This is a genomic window from Pseudoduganella sp. SL102 (assembly GCF_027856995.1).
GTDB classification, from domain to species: domain Bacteria; phylum Pseudomonadota; class Gammaproteobacteria; order Burkholderiales; family Burkholderiaceae_D; genus Rugamonas; species Rugamonas albidiflava.
In genome coordinates, this window is the sequence record NZ_CP115554.1 from 5,450,758 (window position 1) to 5,471,445 (window position 20,688).

13 protein-coding genes are annotated in these 20,688 nt (G+C 66.8%); 5 read left to right on the forward strand and 8 right to left on the reverse strand.

The genetic code is table 11. From position 1 onward, the window contains the following. Positions 1-4 precede the first annotated feature (4 nt). The 5 genes from OU994_RS22900 to OU994_RS22920 all read right to left on the reverse strand — a co-directional run bounded on the left by OU994_RS22900 (position 5) and on the right by OU994_RS22920 (position 7,736). Positions 5-1,702 carry a hypothetical protein gene (locus tag OU994_RS22900; RefSeq protein ID WP_281607828.1) on the reverse strand — a complete coding sequence of 566 codons (1,698 nt, stop codon included), beginning with the start codon at positions 1,700-1,702 and terminating at the stop codon, positions 5-7. A gap of 141 nt (positions 1,703-1,843) precedes the next feature. Next, positions 1,844-3,049 (reverse strand): XylR family transcriptional regulator, encoded by a 1,206-nt coding sequence (locus tag OU994_RS22905; RefSeq protein WP_281607829.1) that lies wholly within the window; start codon positions 3,047-3,049, stop codon positions 1,844-1,846. A gap of 73 nt (positions 3,050-3,122) precedes the next feature. Further along, positions 3,123-3,713: a PEP-CTERM sorting domain-containing protein gene (locus OU994_RS22910; RefSeq protein ID WP_281607830.1), complete on the reverse strand. Its 591-nt coding sequence runs from the start codon at positions 3,711-3,713 to the stop codon at positions 3,123-3,125. Positions 3,714-3,802: 89 nt separating this feature from the next. After that, a complete protein-coding gene (locus OU994_RS22915; protein ID WP_281607831.1) occupies positions 3,803-6,280 on the reverse strand; it encodes a cellulose binding domain-containing protein in 2,478 nt (825 codons plus the stop codon). 238 nt (positions 6,281-6,518) lie between these two features. After that, positions 6,519-7,736, reverse strand: coding sequence for an AraC family transcriptional regulator (locus OU994_RS22920; RefSeq protein WP_281607832.1), 1,218 nt, complete (start codon positions 7,734-7,736; stop codon positions 6,519-6,521). Between the two features lie 209 nt (positions 7,737-7,945). Between OU994_RS22920 and OU994_RS22925 the strand changes: the two genes are divergently transcribed. Further along, positions 7,946-10,114 (forward strand): beta-galactosidase, encoded by a 2,169-nt coding sequence (locus OU994_RS22925; RefSeq protein WP_281607833.1) that lies wholly within the window; start codon positions 7,946-7,948, stop codon positions 10,112-10,114. Between the two features lie 116 nt (positions 10,115-10,230). On the opposite strand, the gene OU994_RS22930 is transcribed toward OU994_RS22925, so the two are convergent. Further along, complete coding sequence (locus OU994_RS22930; RefSeq protein WP_281607834.1) at positions 10,231-10,857, reverse strand: TetR/AcrR family transcriptional regulator; 627 nt, start codon at positions 10,855-10,857, stop codon at positions 10,231-10,233. After that, entirely contained in the window at positions 10,854-11,219 is a 366-nt protein-coding gene (locus OU994_RS22935; RefSeq protein WP_281607835.1) for a DoxX family protein, read from the reverse strand. The genes OU994_RS22930 and OU994_RS22935 overlap by 4 nt, the downstream gene beginning before the upstream one ends. 461 nt (positions 11,220-11,680) lie before the next feature. On the opposite strand from OU994_RS22935, the gene OU994_RS22940 reads away from it, so the two are divergent. The 4 genes from OU994_RS22940 (at position 11,681) to OU994_RS22955 (ending at position 19,895) form a co-directional block, all read left to right on the forward strand. Next, the gene (locus OU994_RS22940; protein ID WP_281607836.1) at positions 11,681-14,581 is read left to right on the forward strand and encodes a TonB-dependent receptor; all 2,901 of its coding nucleotides are present in this window, start codon (positions 11,681-11,683) and stop codon (positions 14,579-14,581) included. Positions 14,582-14,668: 87 nt separating this feature from the next. After that, on the forward strand, positions 14,669-15,769 hold the full coding sequence (locus OU994_RS22945; protein WP_281607837.1) for an amidohydrolase family protein: 1,101 nt from the start codon (positions 14,669-14,671) through the stop codon (positions 15,767-15,769). Continuing rightward, entirely contained in the window at positions 15,766-18,465 is a 2,700-nt protein-coding gene (locus tag OU994_RS22950; RefSeq protein ID WP_281607838.1) for an alpha-galactosidase, read from the forward strand. Before OU994_RS22945 ends, OU994_RS22950 begins: the two co-directional genes overlap by 4 nt. Next, complete coding sequence (locus OU994_RS22955) at positions 18,462-19,895, forward strand: DUF4832 domain-containing protein (protein ID WP_281607839.1); 1,434 nt, start codon at positions 18,462-18,464, stop codon at positions 19,893-19,895. Before OU994_RS22950 ends, OU994_RS22955 begins: the two co-directional genes overlap by 4 nt. A 25-nt stretch (positions 19,896-19,920) precedes the next feature. On the opposite strand, the gene agaR is transcribed toward OU994_RS22955, so the two are convergent. Further along, complete coding sequence (gene agaR / locus OU994_RS22960; RefSeq protein ID WP_281607840.1) at positions 19,921-20,688, reverse strand: transcriptional repressor AgaR; 768 nt, start codon at positions 20,686-20,688, stop codon at positions 19,921-19,923.

Genomic DNA, 20,688 nt, shown 5'->3' on the forward strand with positions numbered 1-20,688 from the left:
CCGCTCAATACGCCACTACCAGCAGTGACACCGCCTGGCGAGGCAGCTGCATCCGCAAGGTGGGGACGCCGTTGCGCACGGTTACGGTGGACGGCTCGCCCAGCTGCGCCAGGGCGCTGGCCTTCTGCAGCGCGGTCACTTGCGCGGCAGTGGGGCTGGCCGGCGACCCCATGCGCTTCCAGGCGGCATACGAGTTGCTGTGCTCCTGGTCGATGCGGTAGTGCCGCACGGTGGCGCTCTGCGCGGGAATGCCGCTCAGCGCCACGTCGACCGGCGCGCCGGCATCGATGATGTCGTCGTCGTGATAGTTCCAGACCAGCACGGCCACCTCGCGCCCGGAGCGGCTGGCCAGCGCACCGACGTCGGTGCGGGCACCGCGCACGCCTTCGCGCTGGATACGTTCGGCATCGTACGCCAGGTCGCCGCCGACCTTCAGCCGCGCGCCGCGCATCATGCCCAGCATGCGGAACACATTCAATACCGGCTTGTCGACGCCGTTGGTGGCCAGGTCGCGGTAACCCGCGAACCAGGGCTGGTCCTCGAACAGGAAGGACCAGTTGACCGCGCCGATCAGGTTGGTGCCGCGGCGGTCGGCCAAGTCGTACAGGCGGGCCACCGATGCCGCTGTATAGCTGGCGTACAGCGTGCCGTTGCGGTAGGCGTTTTCCGGATTGGTCTGCATGCCGCAGGCCGCGCAGCCTTCCGGATCGGACTCGCCGATGATGACGGGGATGCCCTTCAGCTCGGGGTATTTCGCCACCATCGCAAAGCCCCGGTCGAGGTTGCGGAAGTGGGTGTCCATGCCCATCCGGACCACGCCGTCGACCACCTTCGGCGCGCCCTTGGCATGCCAGGCCACGAAGTCGAGCGGCGAGCCTTTCTTGCCGGTCGCGTGGTTGGTGCCGTGCAGCGCGTGCTGCAGGAATGCTTCCATGAAGTCCCCCGCCACGGCCGTGTGCGGGCCGCCGAAGCGGGCCGTCGGCAAGGCGCGCTTGACGGCGTCGGCGGCGTGGTCGTACATCTTGAAATACGCCTGCCGGCGGTCCGGCGCGATCAGGTAGTGCCCGTCCGGTTCGTTCCACACTTCCCAGTACCAGCTCTCGACTTCCTGCTGGCCATAGCGTTCCACGCAGTGGCGCACCCACTGGTAGATCAGCTCGGACCACTTGGCGTAATCCTTGGGCGGATAGGCCCACCCCGTCATGATGTCCTCGTAGCGCACGCCCGGCTTCCACCGGTGCTGGTAGGGCTGGGGTTGCGGCGACAGCGCCTCCGGCATGAAGCCGATCTGCGCCAGCGGCTTCATGCCGCGCTCGATGTAAGCGTCGAAGATGGCGTCGGCGATCTTCCAGTTGTAGACCGGCTTGCCGTCGGCATCCTCGCTGTACATGCCGGTGGAACCCCATTTGAGCGCATGGCTGCCGTCGCCCGAGGTCATCAGGTTATGCGCGCGCACGTACACGGGGACCGGGCTCATGGCCGCCAGTTCGGACAGCAGCTTCTTGCCATTGGGCGTGGTGGTGTAGTTCGGCTCGTCGTAGCCGAACCAGGCCCACAGGGGTGTCATGGGGCCGGTCTCGGTGCGCGTGTCGACGGTCAGCTTCACGGCGGTCGCGGCGGGCGTTGGCTTGGCCGGTTCGGCCATGGCGGCGAACGGCAGCAGGCCGGCGGCCAGGACGGCGCCGGCAAACAGGGTTTTCATGGTCTGGTCTCCGAATATTGTTGTGCGCCCGAGTCTAGGCGAAACGGCTTGACGCGACCAATGAGGAATTTATCGCCTGCGATAGCGAATTGACATCGATGCGACGTCACTTCGATGCGTTTTCCTGCCGCGCGGTGCTCCCTACCCTGCGCCGGCGGGCAGTGCGCTCTCGCCGAGCACGCGGTCGCGGTAGATGCGGGGCGTGCATCCCAGCTCCCGCTTGAATACCTGGTACATGTACTGGGTGGTGAGGAAACCGCACTGCTGCGCCACGTCGGCGACGCTGCGATCGCGGCTGCGCAGTCCCGCTTTCGCGGCCTCGAGCTTGAAGCGCAGGATCGCGTCGTGCACGCTGCAGCCGAATTCCTGGCGGAAATAGAGTTCCAGCGAGGAGCGCGACAGGCCCACGTAATCGGCGACCTGGTAAGTCTTGATGCCCTGGCATGCGTACTGCCGGATGAAATGGCTGGCCTGCATCACGTAGGGGTTGCGCACCGGCTGGTGCAGGCTGGAAGCGCACACATTGATGCCGGCCGGGGGGACCAGGATGCGCGTATCGGGCAGGCGCACCCCGTGCAGCATGCGGTCCAGCAGGTGCGCGGCGGTGCGCCCGATTTCCTGGGCACCCTGGATCACTGAACTGAGGGGTATGCGCGTGAGCTGGCGCACCAGCGGGTCGTTGTCGATGCCGATCAGCGCCACCTGTTCCGGCACCGCAATGCCGCCGATGGTGCAGGCCTGCGACAGCTGCCGCGCACGCGCATCGGTGACGGCAATGATGCCGCATGGTTTCGGCAGGCTGCGCAGCCAGGCGATCTGGCCCTGCACCGCTTCGTCCCACGAGGAACCGGCGGTGGCGCAGCCCTGGAAGACCTCGACGTGCGCTCCGCTCTTTCCCGCCAGCTCGCGAAACGCATGCTCGCGCTCCTGCGCCCAGCGGTTGCCGGGTGCTTCGGGCAGGCTGAACATGGCGAAGCGGTGCAGGCCCGCGTCGATCAGGTGATCGAAGGCCAGCTTGACGAGCTTGGCATTGTCGGTGGCCACGTACGGCACGCCGGCGGGATAGCCGAGGTCGTCGGCATACGAGCCGCCCACCGCCACCACCGGCACGCGGCAGCCCGTCAGGGCCTCGGCCACGCACGGGTCGTCGAAATCGGCGATGATGCCGTCGCCCTGCCAGTGCTCGATGTTGTGCAGCCTCAGACGGAAATCCTCTTCCAAAAACAGGTCCCACTCGGCGCGGGTACTGTGCAGGTGGGCCGCGATCCCGGCCATCACTTCGCGGTCGAATATCTTGTTCCCGTTGAATAACAGGGCAACCCTGTGCGGTTTGCCGGTATGCGGCATCGTCGTCTCCATCGTCATTCTTTTACAGAGAAGCTCGCGCTTGCGCCGGCTTTGCCGGCCGCCGCCGGCCCCGTCACGCCGGCATTTTCCGGCGCCATCGCAGTGCCGCCAGGGTGGCGCAACCCAGTGCCGTCAGGGCGAAGCTGCCGGGTTCCGGCACCGCGCTCGCGCTGGCGATGGACAGGTCGTCCATCACGAACCAGCCCTTGTCGCGCGCGATGTTCAGGCGCGCGACGTTGCTGAAGTTCGCCGCGATGAAGGTATAACTGGCGCCGATCGCCAGGTTGCCGGTGCTGCCGATCAGGAGGCCGGCGCTGTCATAGGCGCTGATGTTGATCCAGCTGGCGTGGGCGCCGTTGGTGGCGGGCGTGGCGAACCAGCCGCCGCCGAAATCGAAGCCGGTCGTGCTGGCGATGGCCAGGTTGTTGACGCCGTAGCCGTTGGTCAGGAAGTTCGTGCCCGAGTGCGCGCCGTTGCCATAGCCGGCCACGGCGGTGTCGCCCAGGTACCAGCTGGAACTCCACGCCAGGCCGGCATAGGGATTGTGCGGGGCGATGCTGGCCAGCTTGCCGCCGGCCTCCAGGTCGTCGAAATTCAGCACGGTGGCATGCGCCGCCGAAGCCAGCACGATGCTGGCGCCCAGAACGGTCAGGAAGATTTTCATGTTGTCCTTGAGTGCGATGATGCGATGGATGTGATGATGGGATTCATGCGGTTGATCCGATCGAGGCGGGGGCGAGGCGCCCCGCCGGTTCATTTGCAGACGTCGCCGCTGATCACGGGGATCGACGAGCCGGTAACCACCATGCCGAAGCTGACGGTCGCGCCCGGGCCGATGTTCGTGTTCCAGGGCTGGTCCGCCGTGGCGGTCCAGGTCGGCGGCGCGCCCGTCACGGCGGCGTTCCACCAGCTGTCCACCGTCGAGTTGTCGCCGTAGGTCCAGCTGACGGTCCAGCCGTGGATGGTGGCGGAGCGGTTGTTGGTGATGCGCAGGTCGGCAATGTGCCCGCCCTCCCAGGCCGTGGTGATCACGTACTCGCACCGGTTGGGTGGTTCGGCCGGACCGGGACCGCTGGTGTCGATGGGCGCCACGATGACGTCGCCGGCATCGCCCGCGGTGGCACCGTAGACGATGCCGCGGCCCGCCGATGTCATGTACACGGTGCCGTAGGTATTGAGGTCGCCGGCGATGGACTGGGTGCCGCCATACTGGTGCGCGTCATCGTTGATGCGCGACCAGCTGGCGCCCTTGTCGATCGAGCGCAGCATGCCGCGCACGCCGTGCACCGTGCCCCACATGTACAGGGCGGGATACGCGGTGCCCGGCGCGGCCTTGCCCAGGGCGACCGCGGTGCAGCTGTCGACGCCGGCGATGGTCTCGAACGTGGCGCCGGCATCGCTGGTATGCGCCAGGCCGCGGCCAGCCAGGCAGACCCAGACGTCGCCGGCCCGCCCTGGCGCGGCGGCCATCGTCTTCAGGCCTTGCGCCGGCAGCTGGCCCCTGGCGGTGAACGTGGCGCCGCCGTCGTCGCTGACCAGCATGCGTCCGTTGACGTTGTCGTACGCGTAGAAGCGGCGCGGATCGACCGCGTCCGCGATCGGGTGCGCGTCGGCCACGGCCAGCCCCGCCGCCACGCTCCAGCTGGTGCCGAAGTCGGTGGAACGGTAGGTCGTCGATGCGCGTTCAGGGCTGTGCAGCAGCAGCTGGCCATCGGCGGACACGGCCAGCTTGCCGTGGCTGCCGTTGATCGCCGCCGCCTTCGCCCAGCTGGCGCCGGTGTCGGTGGAATAGTAGATGCCGCTGCCGGCGCGCGCCAGCACGCGCCCGTCGGTGCTGCCGGCCAGGCTGGTCGTCGTGCCCATCGCGGGACTGTGCCGCACGCCGTACTGCGCCGGGTCGTCCTGCACGAAGCCATCGTAGTCGCCGATCACCGAAACCAGCGGACCGCCGGGCACGCTGAGCATCGCGAACGCCACGGTTTCTTCCAGGCCGCGCACGTCGAAGCCCCAGCGGGTGGTCGGCGCGTCGATGTCGGTGGTGCGGAACACGCCATTGCCGGAGATGACCCAGGCGGTCTTGCTGTCGAAGGGATCGAACTCGATGTCGCCGGCCCAGTGGATCGAGCTGCCGGTGATCCAGTCGATGCCTTTCGGATCGATCGCGAAGCCCCGCTCCACCACGTCGACCCAGTCCCGGCCGGCATTGCGCGTGGTGTAGATGCGGTCGCCCCAGCCACTGCCCTGCTGGCGCCACGTGTTGACGGTGGACGCCACCAGGTGGCGCGGATCGGCGGGATCGATGCTGATGCCGCCGAACGGTCCGCTGGCGCCGGCCGGCGTGATGTCGGCCCAGTTGCCGCCCACCGCGTCGTATTCCCATACCTGGCCACGGTCCATCGGCTCGCCTTCGGTGGGATGCGGTCCCGCACCGTTGGCGTAGGTGAGGTACAGCCGCCCTTCCGGCGACATCACCGCGCCTTGCGGCATCAGGCCGGCGGGGCCGCCTTCCACCGGTTCGAAGCTGGCGCCGGCGTCATGGCTGACATAGAGGTTGGGGCCGGCCGATTCCTGGCGCGACACGCCGACGAAGATGCGCCGGGCGCTGCCGCCCTCGACGCTGGCCGGGTCGAGCAGCACGAAGCTGATGCCGGCGCCGTTCGGCGTGGTGGTCACCGGCAGGGACGCCAGGCGCTCCCACGTGGTGCCCGCGTCGCCGCTCCTGAACAGGCCATCGTACTGGCTGCCCGCGTACAGCACCCGGCCGTCGCCCGGATCGACCTGCAGGCGCTCGCCGTTCTGGCGGCCGATGGCATTGCCATGCACCTTGAAGCGGGCCGTGACATCGATGACGTCGAATGTCCGGCCATAGTCGCTGGAGCGCAGGATGGCGCTCTTGCCGCCGTTGAAGTAGCTGGTACCGGCCATCAGGTAGATCCGGCCGGCGTCCTTCGGGTCGATCGCCAGCGATGCCACGCCCATCAGCCCGACCTGCGCCTCCGGCACCCAGTCCATCATCGATACCCAGCGCTCATCGTGCGCATTCCAGCGGTAGGCGCCGCCCACGTCGGTGCGCGCATAGACCACGCCACGCTCGCTTTTACTCGGGATAATGCCGGATACAAAACCGCCGCCACCCGTGGCGACCGAATCCCATCGATAAGTTTCCGCCTGGGCGAAACCGGTCAGTAATAATGCGGCGGACAGCAGCGCGCAAACCTGGCTTGATATCAAGGTCTCCTCCTTCTATTGATTTTTTTGAATATCGGGGGTGTCGGGGCCGCGTCGCCGCATGCGCCGCTGACGGCACACCGATTCATGCGCACGGCATCGGCGGCGGCAACGTGGCCATGCCCGGAGCATAGGGCTTCGGCCGGCACGGCTTTAACGCCGGTAGCGGGATTTCTAGCACGGTGCCGAAATTGCGATTACTGGTGCGGAGATTGCAAGAAGTGCGAGGAGTGCAAAGGCGCTACTGCGGCGCATCTGCCGGGGGTGCGGGCTGCCTGGCCGGGGGATGGCCGGCGTCGATCGGGTGTTGCGAAGCGTGGGAGCGGAAGGCTTTCGGCGTGCAGCCGTATTCTTCCTTGAACAGCTTGTTGAAATACGAGACATTGCCATAGCCGACCGAATAGGCTATTTCGGCAATGGTTGCCGCGCTTTTATCGGCCAGTAATCGCGCGGCTTCGGTCAGCCGCAATTTATTCAGGTAAGCGGTAAATGTCATGCCGAGTTCCGCTTTCAGCACTTCATTGACTTTGTTCCGGTTGGCACCGGTTCCCGCCACCACGCGTTCCAGGTCCAGTGCGGTGTCGGTGTAATTGGTGGAAATAAAACGCAAGACCGAGGCCTTTTCCTTGTCCTTGTAGGGTTCCAGCGTCAGCTGGCGGTAGGCGACCAGCGGCAAGTCCTTCTTCATGCGCGAATCGAGGCTCGCGGTCAGGGCACGCGTGTGGGCACGGAAAAACCAGACGCCGAAGGCGGCCCATCCCGCCACCAGCAACACCGCCAGCACGGCGATGTAGCGGTAATCCCGGCCGTGCAGCGTGACCTCGCTGATTTCCGCCTGCGAATCTACGCCGCGGGGACTCCGGGGACTGGTGCCGAAGACGATCTTCGATACCTTGTCCAGGGTATAGCCCAGGTTGGAGGGATCGAGGTTCATCGAGAACAGCCACCATTCGGGGATGACGAGCCGGGTCAGGTCGACCGCCACAGGCATGCCCTGCTCGTTGCAGGAGAAGAAGGTGCCGGGCGACCGGTACGTTTGCGGCTCGCCCCGCCGGGAGATCTTTTCATCGAACGTGGCAACCGCCAGCATCATCGAATTGGCGGGCGCGCACCTGGCCACGAAGGTCACCGTGCCGTACTTCGACCAGTCGGCAAAGGCGGGCCGCCCCTTGCCGTCATCCAGCGACAGCTCCGCGGAAGCAAAGGGATAGCGCGCCTTGTCCGTCAGCCTGAAATCGAAACGCAGGCGTTCGCGCCCGGGATCGTGGATGCGGACGGTGGAGGTGCCGCCTTCCGCCACATCCGAGTAATCGACGTAGTGCCACCGCACGCCATCCCTGTCGGCCGGCAGCAGCGCCAGGGTCAGGTGGCTGCGGTGGACGAGGAACGCCGCGCACAGGGCGTCCGCCAGCACGAGGAAGATCAGCGCAAGCAGCGCCTTCTTGTAGAACTGTTGCATTGTCTCCGATGTAATGGGCTGTCCCGGCGCATCACCCTCTGCGGGGTGTGTTGCCGCGATCATAACAGCTCGATCCGGCTGCGGCTACTTGTGGCGGGCCGTCACAAATCATTCGCCGCGCCGAGCATTTTCACCATTGTGCGGCCACCCGGCGAGACCCGACAATCGGCGGCTACCGGAACAGGTTTCCATCACCAGGAAAATATCGCATGCAGAAGCGGAGCATCCTCGCGTACGCGTTGTCGTCCATGATCGCCGGCGCGTGTGCGCCGGCACTCGCCCAGCCACCTGCCGCCAGCACCCCGCCGGCACTGCCGACCGTGCTGTACGGAGCTGCCTACTACCATGAGTACATGCCCTACGAGCGCCTGGAAAAAGACGTGGCGATGATGAAGGCCGCCGGCTTCAACGTGGTGCGGCTGGGCGAATCGACCTGGAGCCTGTGGGAACCCGAGGATGGCCGCTTCGACTATGCGTGGATGGACCGGGTCATCGACGCGATGGGCAAGGCCGGCATCAAGGTAATCATGGGCACGCCGACGTATTCGATCCCGGCCTGGATGGCCAGGCAGAATCCGGAAATCCTCGCCCGCAAGTTCAACGGTGTACAGAACACCTACGGCATGCGCCAGAACATGAACACCGACTCGGCCGCCTATCGCTTCTACGCCGAGCGCCTGATCCGCAAGATCGTCACGCGCTACCGGGACAACCCGCACGTCATCGGCTGGCAGGTCGACAATGAAACGGGCAGCTATGGCGCAGCCAACGACGACGTGTTCGTGCGCTTCCAGCATTACCTCGAAAAGAAATTCGGCACGCCGGAAAACCTCAGCAAGGCATGGTTCCTCAACTACTGGGGCCAGAACCTGCACAGCTGGGTCGACCTGCCCCGCCCGGATGGCGCGCAGAGCACCGGCTACAAGCTCGAATGGTCGCGCTGGGGACAGATGCGCGTCACCGATTTCCTCACCTGGCAGGCCGGCCTGGTGCGCGAATGCGCGTCGGCGCGCCAGTTCGTCACGCACGATTTCGCCGGCGCCCTGCACAGCGATGTCAACGAGGAAGCCGTGTCGCGCGCGCTCGACATGCCGGCCGTGAACATCTATTACTGGGGCCAGCGCGAGTACTACAACGGCGCGGACCAGACGCTGCAGGCGGACTTCACGCGCTCGCTCAAGCGGGGCAATTTCCTCGTCACGGAAACCAATGCGCAATCCACCGACTGGAGCTCCTCGTTCCAATATCCGCCGTACGACGGGCAATTCCGCCAGGACGTCTACACGCACCTGGCCAACGGCGCCAACATGGTCGAATACTGGCACTGGTCGTCGATCCATGCGAACCAGGAAACCTACTGGAAAGGCGTGCTGTCGCACGACCTGGAACCGAACCGTGCCTACGCCGAGATGAGCCGGACGGGCGCCGAACTGAAGAAGATCGGCCCGCGCCTGGTGAACCTGCGCATCAGGAACGACGTGGCGATCCTGTGGAGCCGCGATTCGCTGAACGCCCTCAACGACATGCCGTTCGCCAAGGAGTCGCAATGGGGCGGCACCGCCACCCGGGCCGACTACGGTTCGCTGGTCCGCCAGATCCACCGCGCACTGTACGACCTGAACGTGGGCGCGGACTTCGTCTTCCCCGACACCGCGGATTTTTCCTCCTACAAGCTGCTGGTCGTGCCATCCCTCTACGTGGCCGACGACGCGCTGCTGCGGCGCATCACCGACTACATCCGCAAGGGTGGCCGCGTGGTGATGACCTTCAAGAGCGGCTTCACCAACGAGCACACGGCGGTGCGCTGGTCGATGGCGCCTGGCCCCCTGCGCGAGGCGCTCGGTTTCCACTACCAGGAATTTTCCAACCTGGCCCAGCCGCTCGCGCTGAAGGATGACCCGTACCAGGTGGGCGCGGCCAACAAGGTGCAGCACTGGGCCGAGTTCCTGCAGCTCGACACGGCCACGGCGCTGGCGTGGTACGACCACCCGTTCTTCGGCCGCTGGCCGGCCATCACGTCGAACCAGTACGGCGCGGGCAAGGTCATCTACCAGGGCACCTACCTGACGGACCAGCTGCAGAAGGCGGTGCTCCAGTCCGCGCTACGGGAGCTCGGGCTGACAGGACAAGACCAGCAGCTGCCGGCCAGCGTCCGCACGCGGACCGGCATCAACGGCTCGAACCGGGCGGTGCACTATTACTTCAATTATTCCGCCGCGCCGGTGAGCTTCGCGTATCCGCGCAAGGCCGGTACCGAACTGCTGGCGGGCCGCAAAGTTTCGCCCGCGGAAAAGCTGACGCTGGCGCCTTGGGATGTGGCGATCATCGAGGAGAATGCAGTCATCGAAAAGGATGCTGCGGACAAAGCGGGGCGGTAAGCGCCCGTGCGCGGGCACGCGGCGCGAAAGTTGCCAAGCTTTTGGATGTCAGTATCAGCTTCCGCCACCGCTGGTAACACGGCGGCATGGCCCGCTGGCCGGGCCATCCACGTGGTTCAGCCATACAGGCGGTACAGCAGGTCGACACCCCGCTCGGCGCGCTGGCGGATTTCGCCGGCGCTCAGCGGGCAGCGGATCTTCAGGTTGACCCGCAGGATCGTGTGCCCGTACCAGATGCCGGCCAGTTCTTCCGCGGCCGCCATGGTATCCGGAATACGGAGCGTGCCGCCTTGCGCGGCTTGCCGGAGGATCTCGGCCAGCATCGTGTAGACACGCCCCGGGCCCGCTTCATACAGCCGCGCCGCCAGCTCGGGATACAGGTCGTTCGCGGACGTGATGACCCGGTCCCACGCGGCCAGGCGGTTCTCGTTGGCGAACGACAGGTAGCGCACGCCGAAGCCGACCAGCACCTCCCGGAGATCGCCGCCGATGGCCGCGCGATATTCCTCGTCGCTCATGGTCCGGGCAGACTCCCGCAGCATCACGGCCTCGATGAACGCCTCCTTGTCCTGGAAGTACGTATAGAAGGTGGTCTTGGCCACCTTGGCACGCAGCGCGACGGCATCGACCGTCATGCGCAGGCCATGGCTCAATAGCAGGTCCCTGCCGGCTTCCAGCAGGGTTTCCCGGCACTCCAGCTTGCGCGGCCGGCCCCGGCCGCGTTTCGGTCCGTTCCCGTTCATGCGCGCTTCAGGTACCAGGCGGCCAGCAGCAGCCCGCCGACCACGGTCAGGTGCTCCAGCGCGATGTGCAGTTCGGCCGTCCGGCGCGGCTCGGGAAAATTCCAGAACGCGTGGCCGAAAGGAATCGTCAGCAAGGTGAAGATCGCCAGTGCCACGGCGCCGGCCCAGCCCAGCTTGCCGGCATTGGCGATGACCAGCAATGAACCACCCAGTTGCAGCAAGATCGTGCCGGCGGCGACCGCGCCCGCGAACGGCAGCCCGACCGCCCGCACTTCCTCGACCACCGCGCCGTAGTTGAACAATCCGAACAGCCCGGCGCTCCAGAACAGCACCGTCAACACCGCGCGAAGAATCATGTCCATCAGTCGTACCTCCAGAAGAAAAATCCCAGAATATCGTACTCCCCAGTATGAAAAAAGCGGCGGGCGGGTCAGCCATACGGCCATGGCGAGCGGCGCGGATAGTGGCTTTTAAAACAGAAATGACAAGCACCCTGATCTTTCGAACGAAAGAAAATGTGCGAAAAACACAAATACAACAGCCAAATCGAAAAAACGTAAGAAGTTTTGTATTGCGTTGAGTTTCGCTATAGACTCGATATCACTGTATCCATAAGCGCGCTACCCAGCGCTTTCGTAAATTCGGAACCGAAAGCTCGTCCAGTGCGGATGAGCATCATACGAAATCAAACGAAAGCGCTCGTGACCTCTGACCAGCCCGTGCGGGCCCTGGCTGGCGGAGCTGCTGATCGCCATCGGACAGCCTTCCCGTTTTACCAGCATGCGCCTGCGCTGCTTTAACAACTTATAAAAGGAAGCGTTTCATGAGTTCTCACCTGCACCGCCGCTCGCACGCCGACCATCATTCGCGCCTTGCGCCGAATCCCGCGCTGAATCCCGCCCTGCATCCCGCCCTGAATCCCGCGCAGAATCCCGTCCTCAAGCCGATCACTTCCGCCTGCCTGCTCGCCCTGGCCACGCTCGCAGTGCCGGCCGGCGCCCAGGAAGCCACCGCCGATGCCGACGGACTGGTGCAGGTCGTCGTGACCGGCACCCGCGCCAGCCTGCAGCAGTCGCTGACGCTCAAGCGCAATTCCGCTGTCGTGCAGGACAGCATCAGCGCGACTGAACTCGGCCGCTTCCCGGACAACAACGTGGCCGACTCCCTCAGCCACATCACCGGTGTCTCTATTTCCCGCACGGCCGGCGGCGAGGGCCAGCGCGTCAGCATCCGCGGCCTGGGCCCCGACTACACGATCACCACCTTCAACGGCCGCCTGCTGGGCACCGACAGCGCGGGGCGCTACTTCGCCTACGACGTGCTGCCGGCGGACGTCATCAGTGGCGCCGACGTCGTCAAGTCGACCCAGGCGCAACTGATCGAAGGCGCCATCGGCGGCCTGGTGAACCTGCGCTCCGCCAGCCCGTTCGAGCAGAAAGGCCAGCGCGGCCTGCTGCGCGTGGAGGCCGACCGCAACCAGATGAGCGACCTGAATGGCAGGAAGCTGTCGGGCACGTACAGCAACACCTTCGGCGACAAGGTCGGCGTGCTGCTCGGCGTGGTCTACGCCAAGCGCGACGTGCGCACCGACACGGCCGGCAACGATGGCGGCTGGTCGCGCAACGCCGTGCCGAGCGATCCGAGCCAGTTCTGGGAGTTCGGCAATACCTGGGGCGGCGCCATCGACCCGAACGGCAACGGCGTGCTCGACGCGGACGAGGAAGGCCTGGTCGGGCCGGGCCAGTTCCGCTTCGGGTCCATCATGGAAAAGAAGGAACGCCTGGCGCTGTCGGGCAAGGTGGAATGGCGGCCCACGCGCGACCTGAAAGTCGTCGTCGACGGTTTCAAGACCCGGCTGGACTCGCCGCAGGTGGGCTACCAGCTGTCGTTCTACCCGCTGTACGCGCCGGGCCGCTGGTCCAGCATGCAGGTCGCCAACGGCGTGGTGAACGACCTGACCTTGTCCAGCGACGATCCCGAACTGCGGCTCAATCCCGAGGTACTGAACAAGACCGAGTTCCGCGTGGTGGATACCACGATGGTGGGCGCCAATGCGGACTGGAAGATTTCGCCGACCTTCAAGGTGACCGGCGATCTCTACGAGTCCACGTCGAAGCGCGATTCCGGCGGCAAGGATACCTACGTGGTGCTGCGCATGAACCAGCCGAACGTGACGCGCATCAGGCTCACCGGCGCCGCCGTGCCCGACGTGACAACCACCTTCGCCGATGGCCGCGACCTGCAGAGTGCACTGGCGCAGGGCCAGATCAACGCCAGCGACTTCAATACCCACTTCTACAGCAGGACCGGCGACAACATCGACGACAACATCCGCGGCGCGAACGCGAACGCGGAATGGAAGGTCGACCGCTTCCACGTCGAGCGCCTGAAGTTCGGCCTGGGCCAGACCAACCGCAAGAAATCGCGCGACATGATCAACAACGCGTTCAATGCCGGCCAGGATCACTACTCCGGCGCGAACGCGATCAACGTGGGGACCCTGGGCGGCAATGTCATCAACCAGACCCTGAGCCCGAGCGGCTTCCTGTCGGGCGTGAGCGGCAACTTCCCGCGCAGCTTCCTGGGCTTCGACGTCGACAACTACGCGCAGGCCCTGAAAGCCTACGACGGCAAGGCCCGCCCGGGCGGCGGCGTGTACAGTTCGACCGTGTCGGCACCGGCCTGGAACCCGCTGGAAAGCTACCGCGTGAGCGAGAAGACCACGGCGGCCTTCGTGCAGGCCGACCTGGCCGGCGAGAACTGGAGCGCGGACGTCGGCGTGCGCCTCGTGCGCACCAAGACCACCGCACAGGCCTGGGACGCGAAGATCATCGACATCGTGGAAAACGGCTCGTTCAACTACACGGCCGTGTACGCCGATCCTTCCGCCGTGCGGCAGGAGGCCAGCTACACGTTCGGGCTGCCGTCCTTCAACTTCACCTACTCGATCACGGACAACCTGCAACTGCGGCTCGGCGCCGCCAAGACGATGGCGCGCCCGTCCGTGGACAAGCTGGCGCCGTCCAGCACCACCGCCAGCATTTCCTGGGGCGACTTCACGCAGATCTTCGGCGGCAACGCGGAGCTCAAGCCGTACAGCGCGCGCCAGGCCGACATCTCGCTGGAGTGGTACTACGCCAAGGACTCGGCGCTGACCTTCGCCGTCTACCAGAAGAACATCCGGAACCAGATCACCAACGAATGGCTGACGGGCCAGGATATCGGCGCCCCCGGCGGCCGGCTGTTCAACGTGCAGCGCCCCATCAACGGCGACAGCGCCAAGGCGCGCGGCATGGAGATCGGCCTGCAGCACCTGTTCGACAACGGCTTCGGCGTGCGCGCGCAGTACACGCGCAACCTGTCGAGCAGCTGGGTCAACGGCGTCGAGCGGCCGCTCGAGGGCATCGCGCCGGCCACCGCGTCGTTCGGCGTGCTGTACGAGCGGGGCCCGTGGAGCATGAGCACCACGGCCGACTACACCGACTCCTTCGTCACCGCCACCAATGTGCTCGGCGCCGGCTGGAACGAGACGGCCAAGTCGATGACGTGGCTGACGGCCCAGCTGGCCTACGAGGTGAACAAGTCGCTGCGCATCAGCATCGAAGGCAACAACCTGACCGATGCGGAGCAGGCGCCCCGGCTGGGCAACGGCACCGTCAGCCTGCCCAACGGCTACTATCGCTATGGCCGCTCGATCACCCTGGGGGCGAGCCTGAAGTTCTGATGCAGGAAGGAGAAGCGGGCGGCGGGCGCCGCCCGCCCCGCGCTACCGATAACCGGAATACCGATGCGACTTTATTCAATGCGAACCTTGCTTTCCACATCACTCTCCTCCTTCGCCGCCCTCCTCTCCGGGGCGGTTCTTTTCTCCGCCCACGCCGCGGACGAAGCCAGCTACACGATGGCCGACTACGCCCGCGTCGTGAAGATCGATGCGCACCTGCACCTGCACGACGCGGCGCCGGCCTTCATGGAAGCGGCCCGGCGCCAGAACTTCAAGGCGCTGACGATCAATGTCGACTACCCCGACTTCCCGCCGCTCGACGACCAGCAGCGCGTGGCCATCGCGCTGAAGAAGCAGTTCCCGCAGGACGTGGCGTGGGTGGCCAGCTTCTCCGTCGACGGCTCCGACAGGCCCGCCTGGCTGCCCGCCACGCGCCAGCGCATCGCCGCGTCGATGCGGGCCGGCGCCGTGGGCGTGAAGGTGTGGAAGAATATCGGCATGAGCCTGCGTGACAGGAACCAGCACCTGGTCATGATCGACGACGCCCGCTTCGCGCCGCTGTTCGAGGACTTCGCCCGGCAGGGCATCCCGCTGCTGGGCCACCAGGGCGAGCCGCACAACTGCTGGCTGCCGCTGGAGCGCATGACGGTCAACAACGACCGCCAATACTACAAGGCCCATCCGCAGTACCACATGCACCTGCACCCGGAGATGCCGAGCTGGGAAGCGCAGATGGCCGCGCGCGACCGCATGGTGGCGGCGCACCCGAAGCTGCGTTTCATCGGCGTGCACCTCGCATCGATGGAGCGCGACGTGGACGAACTGGCCGCGTTCCTCGACCGCTTCCCGGGCGCCGTGGTGGACATCGCCGCGCGCATCGGCCAGGTGCAGTACCAGAGCCAGAAGGACCGCGAGCGCGTGCGCCGCTTCTTCATCCAGTACCAGGACCGCATCCTCTACGGCAGCGACATGGCGCAGGCTCCCGGCCAGGACGGCGCCGCGCTGGGCCGCGAAGCCGAAGAGGTCTGGCGCATGCACTGGCGCTACTTCAACACCGCGGAGTCCTTCCAGGTCGCCGATCTCGACGCACCGGTCCAGGGCCTCGCGCTGCCGCGCCAGGTGGTGGACAAACTCTATCGCACGAACGCCCAGCGTGCGTTCCCCGGTGCCTTTGGAGGCCAGCGATGACCGCGCGCCGTGCCTTCCTCCAGTGGCTGGGCGCCGCGCCGCTGGCCACGCAGCTTCCGTTCGCCCGCGCCGCCGAAGGCAAGGGCCATGTGCGCGTGCAGGACGCCGCCGTGTCGCTGCAGTTCGACGAACGGATGCGTTGCCGCATCGTCAGCCTGGCGGGCAAGCAGCCCGTCGCGCTGACCGGCTTCGACACGAGCGAGCACCTGGTCGCCGGCGGCAAGCCGCTCGGCCGCTTCACCCTGCAGAAGGCGGAGCCGGCCCGGGTAGTGACCCCGTTCGGTGCCGGGCAGGCGCTGCGCCTGGCCGGCCGGTCGCTGGAGGGCATCGAGAAGCGCCTCACCGTCACGCTGCTCGACGAGCATCCCGGCGTTGCCCTGCTGGACGTGAGCTATGTAAACACGGGCGACAAGCCGCTCGCCATCGATGCGTGGGTGAACGCCGCGCACCGCCTGGCTGCCACGCCGCGCCACGCCGGCTGCTACTGGACGTATTCCGGTGCCAGCCACGCCGACCGGCGCGACTGGGTGCAGCCCGTCAAGCGCGGCTTCGAGCAGCGCAACTTCCTGGGCATGAACGCGTCGGACTACGGCGGCGGCACGCCGGTCGCCGATGTCTGGCGCCGCGACGTCGGCCTGGCCGTGGGCCACCTGGCCCTGCAGCCGCTGCTCGTCGCGCTGCCCGTGAAGGCGGTCGGCGACCAGGTCGACATTTCGCTGCGCGGCGACATCCCGCAGACGCTGGCGCCGGGCGCCACGTTCGCCACGCCGCCCACCTTCATCGCCGTGCATCGTGGCGACTTCTACGTGCCGCTGGACCGCTACCGCCGGCTGATGGCCGCGCAGGGCCTGGCCGCCCCCGAGCCACCGCAAAGCGCCTACGAGGCGCAGTGGTGCGCCTGGGGCTACGAGCGCGACTTCTCGCTCGACTACGTGCGCGCCACCCTGCCCAAGGTGCAGGAACTGGGCTTCAAGTGGGCGGTGCTGGACGACGGCTGGCAGGTGAAGACCGGCGACTGGACGCCCGACCTCGCCAAGTTCCCGCGCGGCGCGGCGGACATGAAGGCGCTGGTGGCCGACATCCACGCGCGCGACATGAAGGCGCGGCTGTGGATCGCGCCGCTGGCCGTGGCCCCCGGCAGCGACGAACTGCACGACCACACCGACCTGCTGCTTCTCGACAAGGATGGCGCGCCGCAGGACGTCACGTGGTGGAACTGCTTCTACCTCTGCCCCGCTTATGAGAAAACGCAGGCGCGCCTGGCCGAGACGATCCGGATGATCATCGCCGACTGGGGCTTCGACGGCCTGAAGGTCGACGGCCAGCACCTCAACGGCGTGGCGCCGTGCTTCAATCCGAAGCACCGGCACGAGCGGCCGGAGGAATCGGTCGAGGCGGTGGCGGCCTTCTACAAGGTCATGCACGACGTGGCGCATGACGCCAACCCGGAAGCGGTGGTGGAAGTGTGCCCGTGCGGCACCAGCTACGCCTTCCATAACATGCCGTTCATGGACCAGGCGCCGGCGTCGGACCCGCTGTCGAGCTGGCAGGTGCGGCACAAGGGCAAGACGCTGAAGGCGCTGATGGGCCCATGGTCCGCCTATGCGGGCGACCATGTGGAGCTGAGCAGCGGTGGGCAGGACTTCGCGTCCAGCGTGGGCATCGGCGCCGTCGTCGCCACCAAGTTCACCTGGCCGGTCGATCCCAAGCCGAAGGACTCCTTCCTGCTGACGCCCGAACGCGAGGCGCACTGGCGCCAGTGGGTGGACCTGTACAACCGGCAGCGCCTCGCCGAAGGCCGCTACCGCGGCGACCTGTACGACCTGGGCTTCGACAAGCCGGAGACCCACGTCGTCGAACAGGGAGGCGCCCTGCACTACGCGTTCTACGCGGAGCAATGGGACGGCGTGGTGGCATTGCGCGGCCTCGGCCCGGGCACCTGGACGCTGAGCGATGCGCTCAACGGCAAGGCCCTGGGCAGGGTCACGGCCGACAAACCCACGCTTTCGGTGCGCTTCACCCACAGCCTGCTGATCGAAGCGCGCCCCGACGCCCCCGACGCGCTGCCGGTGGCCTTCGCCGGCAAGATCGCGGCGGTGGCGGCGGACGGCTTCCCGCGCGCATCGCAATGGGCCGATGCGCCCGCGACCTTCTTCCGGCACGACTGGCAAGGCAAGCCGCTGGCCGGCCCGCAATCGACCCGGGTGCAACTGCTGCGGGGCGCCGGCCACCTCTACCTGCGCTTCCTCTGCAAGTTCGAGACGCTGAACACCTTCGACCGCGCCAGGGCGGCGACCGATATCTGGCCGCTGTGGGAGCGCGACGTCGTGGAAGTCTTCCTGCAGGCGCCGGAGCGTGCGGGGCTGAAAAGCTACCGCGAGGTGCAGGTGGCGCCCAACGGGCTGCTGCAGGAAATCGCCGTCGAGGTGTCGGGCAAGAAGCGCATCGTGGGCGAGAGCCGTGCCCGGACCCATGTCGATGTGGAGCACAAGGTCTGGACGGCTGAACTGGCCGTGCCGATGCGCGGTGTGGGCGGTGCCGAGGATGGCTGGCGCCTGAACCTGTTCCGCGTGGAGGGCCAGGAAGGGACCGGCAAGCCGCGCGTCCATTCCGCGTGGAGCCCGACCGGCACCGGCAGCGGTACGCCGGACTTCCATGTGCCGGCCGCCTTCGGTCGCTTGCTCACCGCGGCATGACGATGGGAGGCCTGCGCCCGCTCGCCCTGCTCCTGGCGTTCTCGGCGCAGGCCAGCGCCGGGCCATCGCCGCAGCGTGCCGATACGCCGGTGCCCCTATCGGGCTCGGTGGTCGACACCACGTTCCGTGCAACGGACGAGGAAATCGCCAATCCCGAGCGCGGCATGTACGTGTGGGCGGCGGACAACCTGGCCGCCTGGACGCAAGCGCAGGCCCACGCGCAGTTCGCGGCCGGCTACCGCATCGTCTATGCACCGGTGCGGCTGGGCAATCATGCCGGCGGCCCGCTGCCCGGGAGCGTGCTCGCCGGCTTATCGGAAAACTTTGCGACGGCGCGGCGCGCGGGCCTGAAAGTCATTCCCCGTTTTCTCTACAACTACCCTGCGGGCGAGACCGGGTATCAGGCGGCGCGGGATGCGCCGCTCGGCCGCGTTCTCGGCCACATCGCGCAGCTCGGGCCGGCGCTGGCGGCCAACGCGGATGTGATCACGTACCCGCAGGCCGGATTCGTCGGCGCCTGGGGCGAATGGCATACATCGTCCAACAACCTCACCGAACCGGCACCGCGGACGCGGATCCGCGATGCGCTGCTGGGCGCCCTGCCCCCCGGCCGGTTCCTGCAGGTGCGCTATCCACCCTACCTGATGGCATGGGCGCCAAAGGCACCGCGCTGGCGCGACGGTTCGGCCGCCTCGCGCATTGGTGTCCATAACGACTGTTTCCTGGCCTCGAACACGGATGTCGGCACCTACAGCGAGGATGCGGCGGTGCGCCGGCGAGAGCGCGGCTACGTTGCCGCGCTGTCGGCCGTGGCACCGTTCGGCGGCGAAACCTGCAATCCCGCGGACGCGGTCGATCCGACACCGCGCACGGACTGCGACGACATCCTGCGCGAAGGCCGGCAATTCGGCCTGACTTACCTGAACGACAGCTACTACCGGGGTCTCTTCCACGCGCGCTGGGAAGCGCAGGGCTGCATGGCCGAGGTCAGGCGCCGCATGGGCTACCGCTTCGAGCTGGTGACGCTGCGGCACAGCGCCGCCATCGTGGCCGGCCGGTCGGGCGGGTTCGCGCTGACGGTCCGCAACAGCGGCTGGGCACGCGCCTTCAACCCGCGCGGCGTGCAAGTCGTGCTCAGGCACCGCGCCACCGGCGAAGCCGTGCGGATCACCCTGGCGTCGATCGATCCGCGCACCTGGCTGCCGGGCAGGACGAGCAAGATGGCCGCCAGTCTTGCCATACCGCCCGGCACCCCGGCCGGTACCTACGACGTGCTGCTGGCGTTACCGGATGGCGCCCCTTCCCTTGCGGGCGATGTCCGCTACAGCGTGCGCCCCGCCAATGCCGCGGATGCAACCAGGTCGCAGGGATGGGACGAAAAACTGGGAGCGTTCCGCGCTGGAACGACGCTGGCCATTCTTGCTCCGTGATCCGCCGATCCGCGGCCCTGCCTACCTAGCCGGCGATCAGCAGCTCGATGCCGGCGTCCCGCAGGCCATCGCGGTATTGGGGGCCGATGTCCGCGTCGGTGATGATGGTGCTGACGCGATCCAGCTGGACGATGCGATGCAGGCTGATGAAGCCGAACTTCGAGGCGTCGGCGAGGACGATGACTGTCCTGGCGCGTTCGACCATCTTGTGGTTCAGGCTTGCTTCGGCTTCGTGGTGGGTGGTCACGCCGAACTGCAGGTCGAGGCCGTCGACGCCGAGGAACAGCTTGTCGAAGCTGTAGGCCTGCAGGCATGCCTCGGCCTGCAATCCCTGGATCGACAGCGACTGCTTGCGCAGCAGGCCGCCCGTGAGGATCAGGTCGACGCCGGGCGCGTTGACCAGTTCCCACGCGATGTTCAGGCCATTGGTCATCACCGTCACGTTCTGGGCATCGCACAGGTGGCGCGCCAGCGACAGCGTGGTGGTGCCCGAATCGATGATGATATTCTCGCCCGGCTTCACCAGGCTCGCGGCCAGGGCGCCGATGCGCTCCTTCTGTTCGTGATTGAGCGCGTCTTTCTGCGAGACCGTGTGTTCGGTCGGCGGCATGCGGGCCAGCGTGGCGCCGCCGTGGCTGCGAACGGCAAGACCCTGCGCCTCGAGTGCGGTGAGATCGCTGCGGATCGTCACCGCCGACACGTTCAGCCGCTTCACGAGCTCATTGACTTGTACCGACCCGTGTTCGGCAAGTGCTTGCAGGATGATGTCGCGGCGCTGGCCGGTTTGCCCCAT

Excerpts from the sequence above, each read along its gene's own strand:
- OU994_RS22900 (WP_281607828.1), bottom strand. The coding sequence starts at position 1,702 with ATGAAAACCCTGTTTGCCGGCGCCGTCCTGGCCGCCGGCCTGCTGCCG.
- OU994_RS22905 (WP_281607829.1), bottom strand. The coding sequence starts at position 3,049 with ATGCCGCATACCGGCAAACCGCACAGGGTTGCCCTGTTATTCAACGGG.
- OU994_RS22910 (WP_281607830.1), bottom strand. The coding sequence starts at position 3,713 with ATGAAAATCTTCCTGACCGTTCTGGGCGCCAGCATCGTGCTGGCTTCG.
- OU994_RS22920 (WP_281607832.1), bottom strand. The coding sequence starts at position 7,736 with ATGCAACAGTTCTACAAGAAGGCGCTGCTTGCGCTGATCTTCCTCGTG.
- OU994_RS22925 (WP_281607833.1), top strand. The coding sequence starts at position 7,946 with ATGCAGAAGCGGAGCATCCTCGCGTACGCGTTGTCGTCCATGATCGCC.
- OU994_RS22930 (WP_281607834.1), bottom strand. The coding sequence starts at position 10,857 with ATGAACGGGAACGGACCGAAACGCGGCCGGGGCCGGCCGCGCAAGCTG.
- OU994_RS22935 (WP_281607835.1), bottom strand. The coding sequence starts at position 11,219 with ATGGACATGATTCTTCGCGCGGTGTTGACGGTGCTGTTCTGGAGCGCC.
- OU994_RS22940 (WP_281607836.1), top strand. The coding sequence starts at position 11,681 with ATGAGTTCTCACCTGCACCGCCGCTCGCACGCCGACCATCATTCGCGC.
- OU994_RS22950 (WP_281607838.1), top strand. The coding sequence starts at position 15,766 with ATGACCGCGCGCCGTGCCTTCCTCCAGTGGCTGGGCGCCGCGCCGCTG.
- OU994_RS22955 (WP_281607839.1), top strand. The coding sequence starts at position 18,462 with ATGACGATGGGAGGCCTGCGCCCGCTCGCCCTGCTCCTGGCGTTCTCG.
- agaR (WP_281607840.1), bottom strand. The coding sequence starts at position 20,688 with ATGGGGCAAACCGGCCAGCGCCGCGACATCATCCTGCAAGCACTTGCC.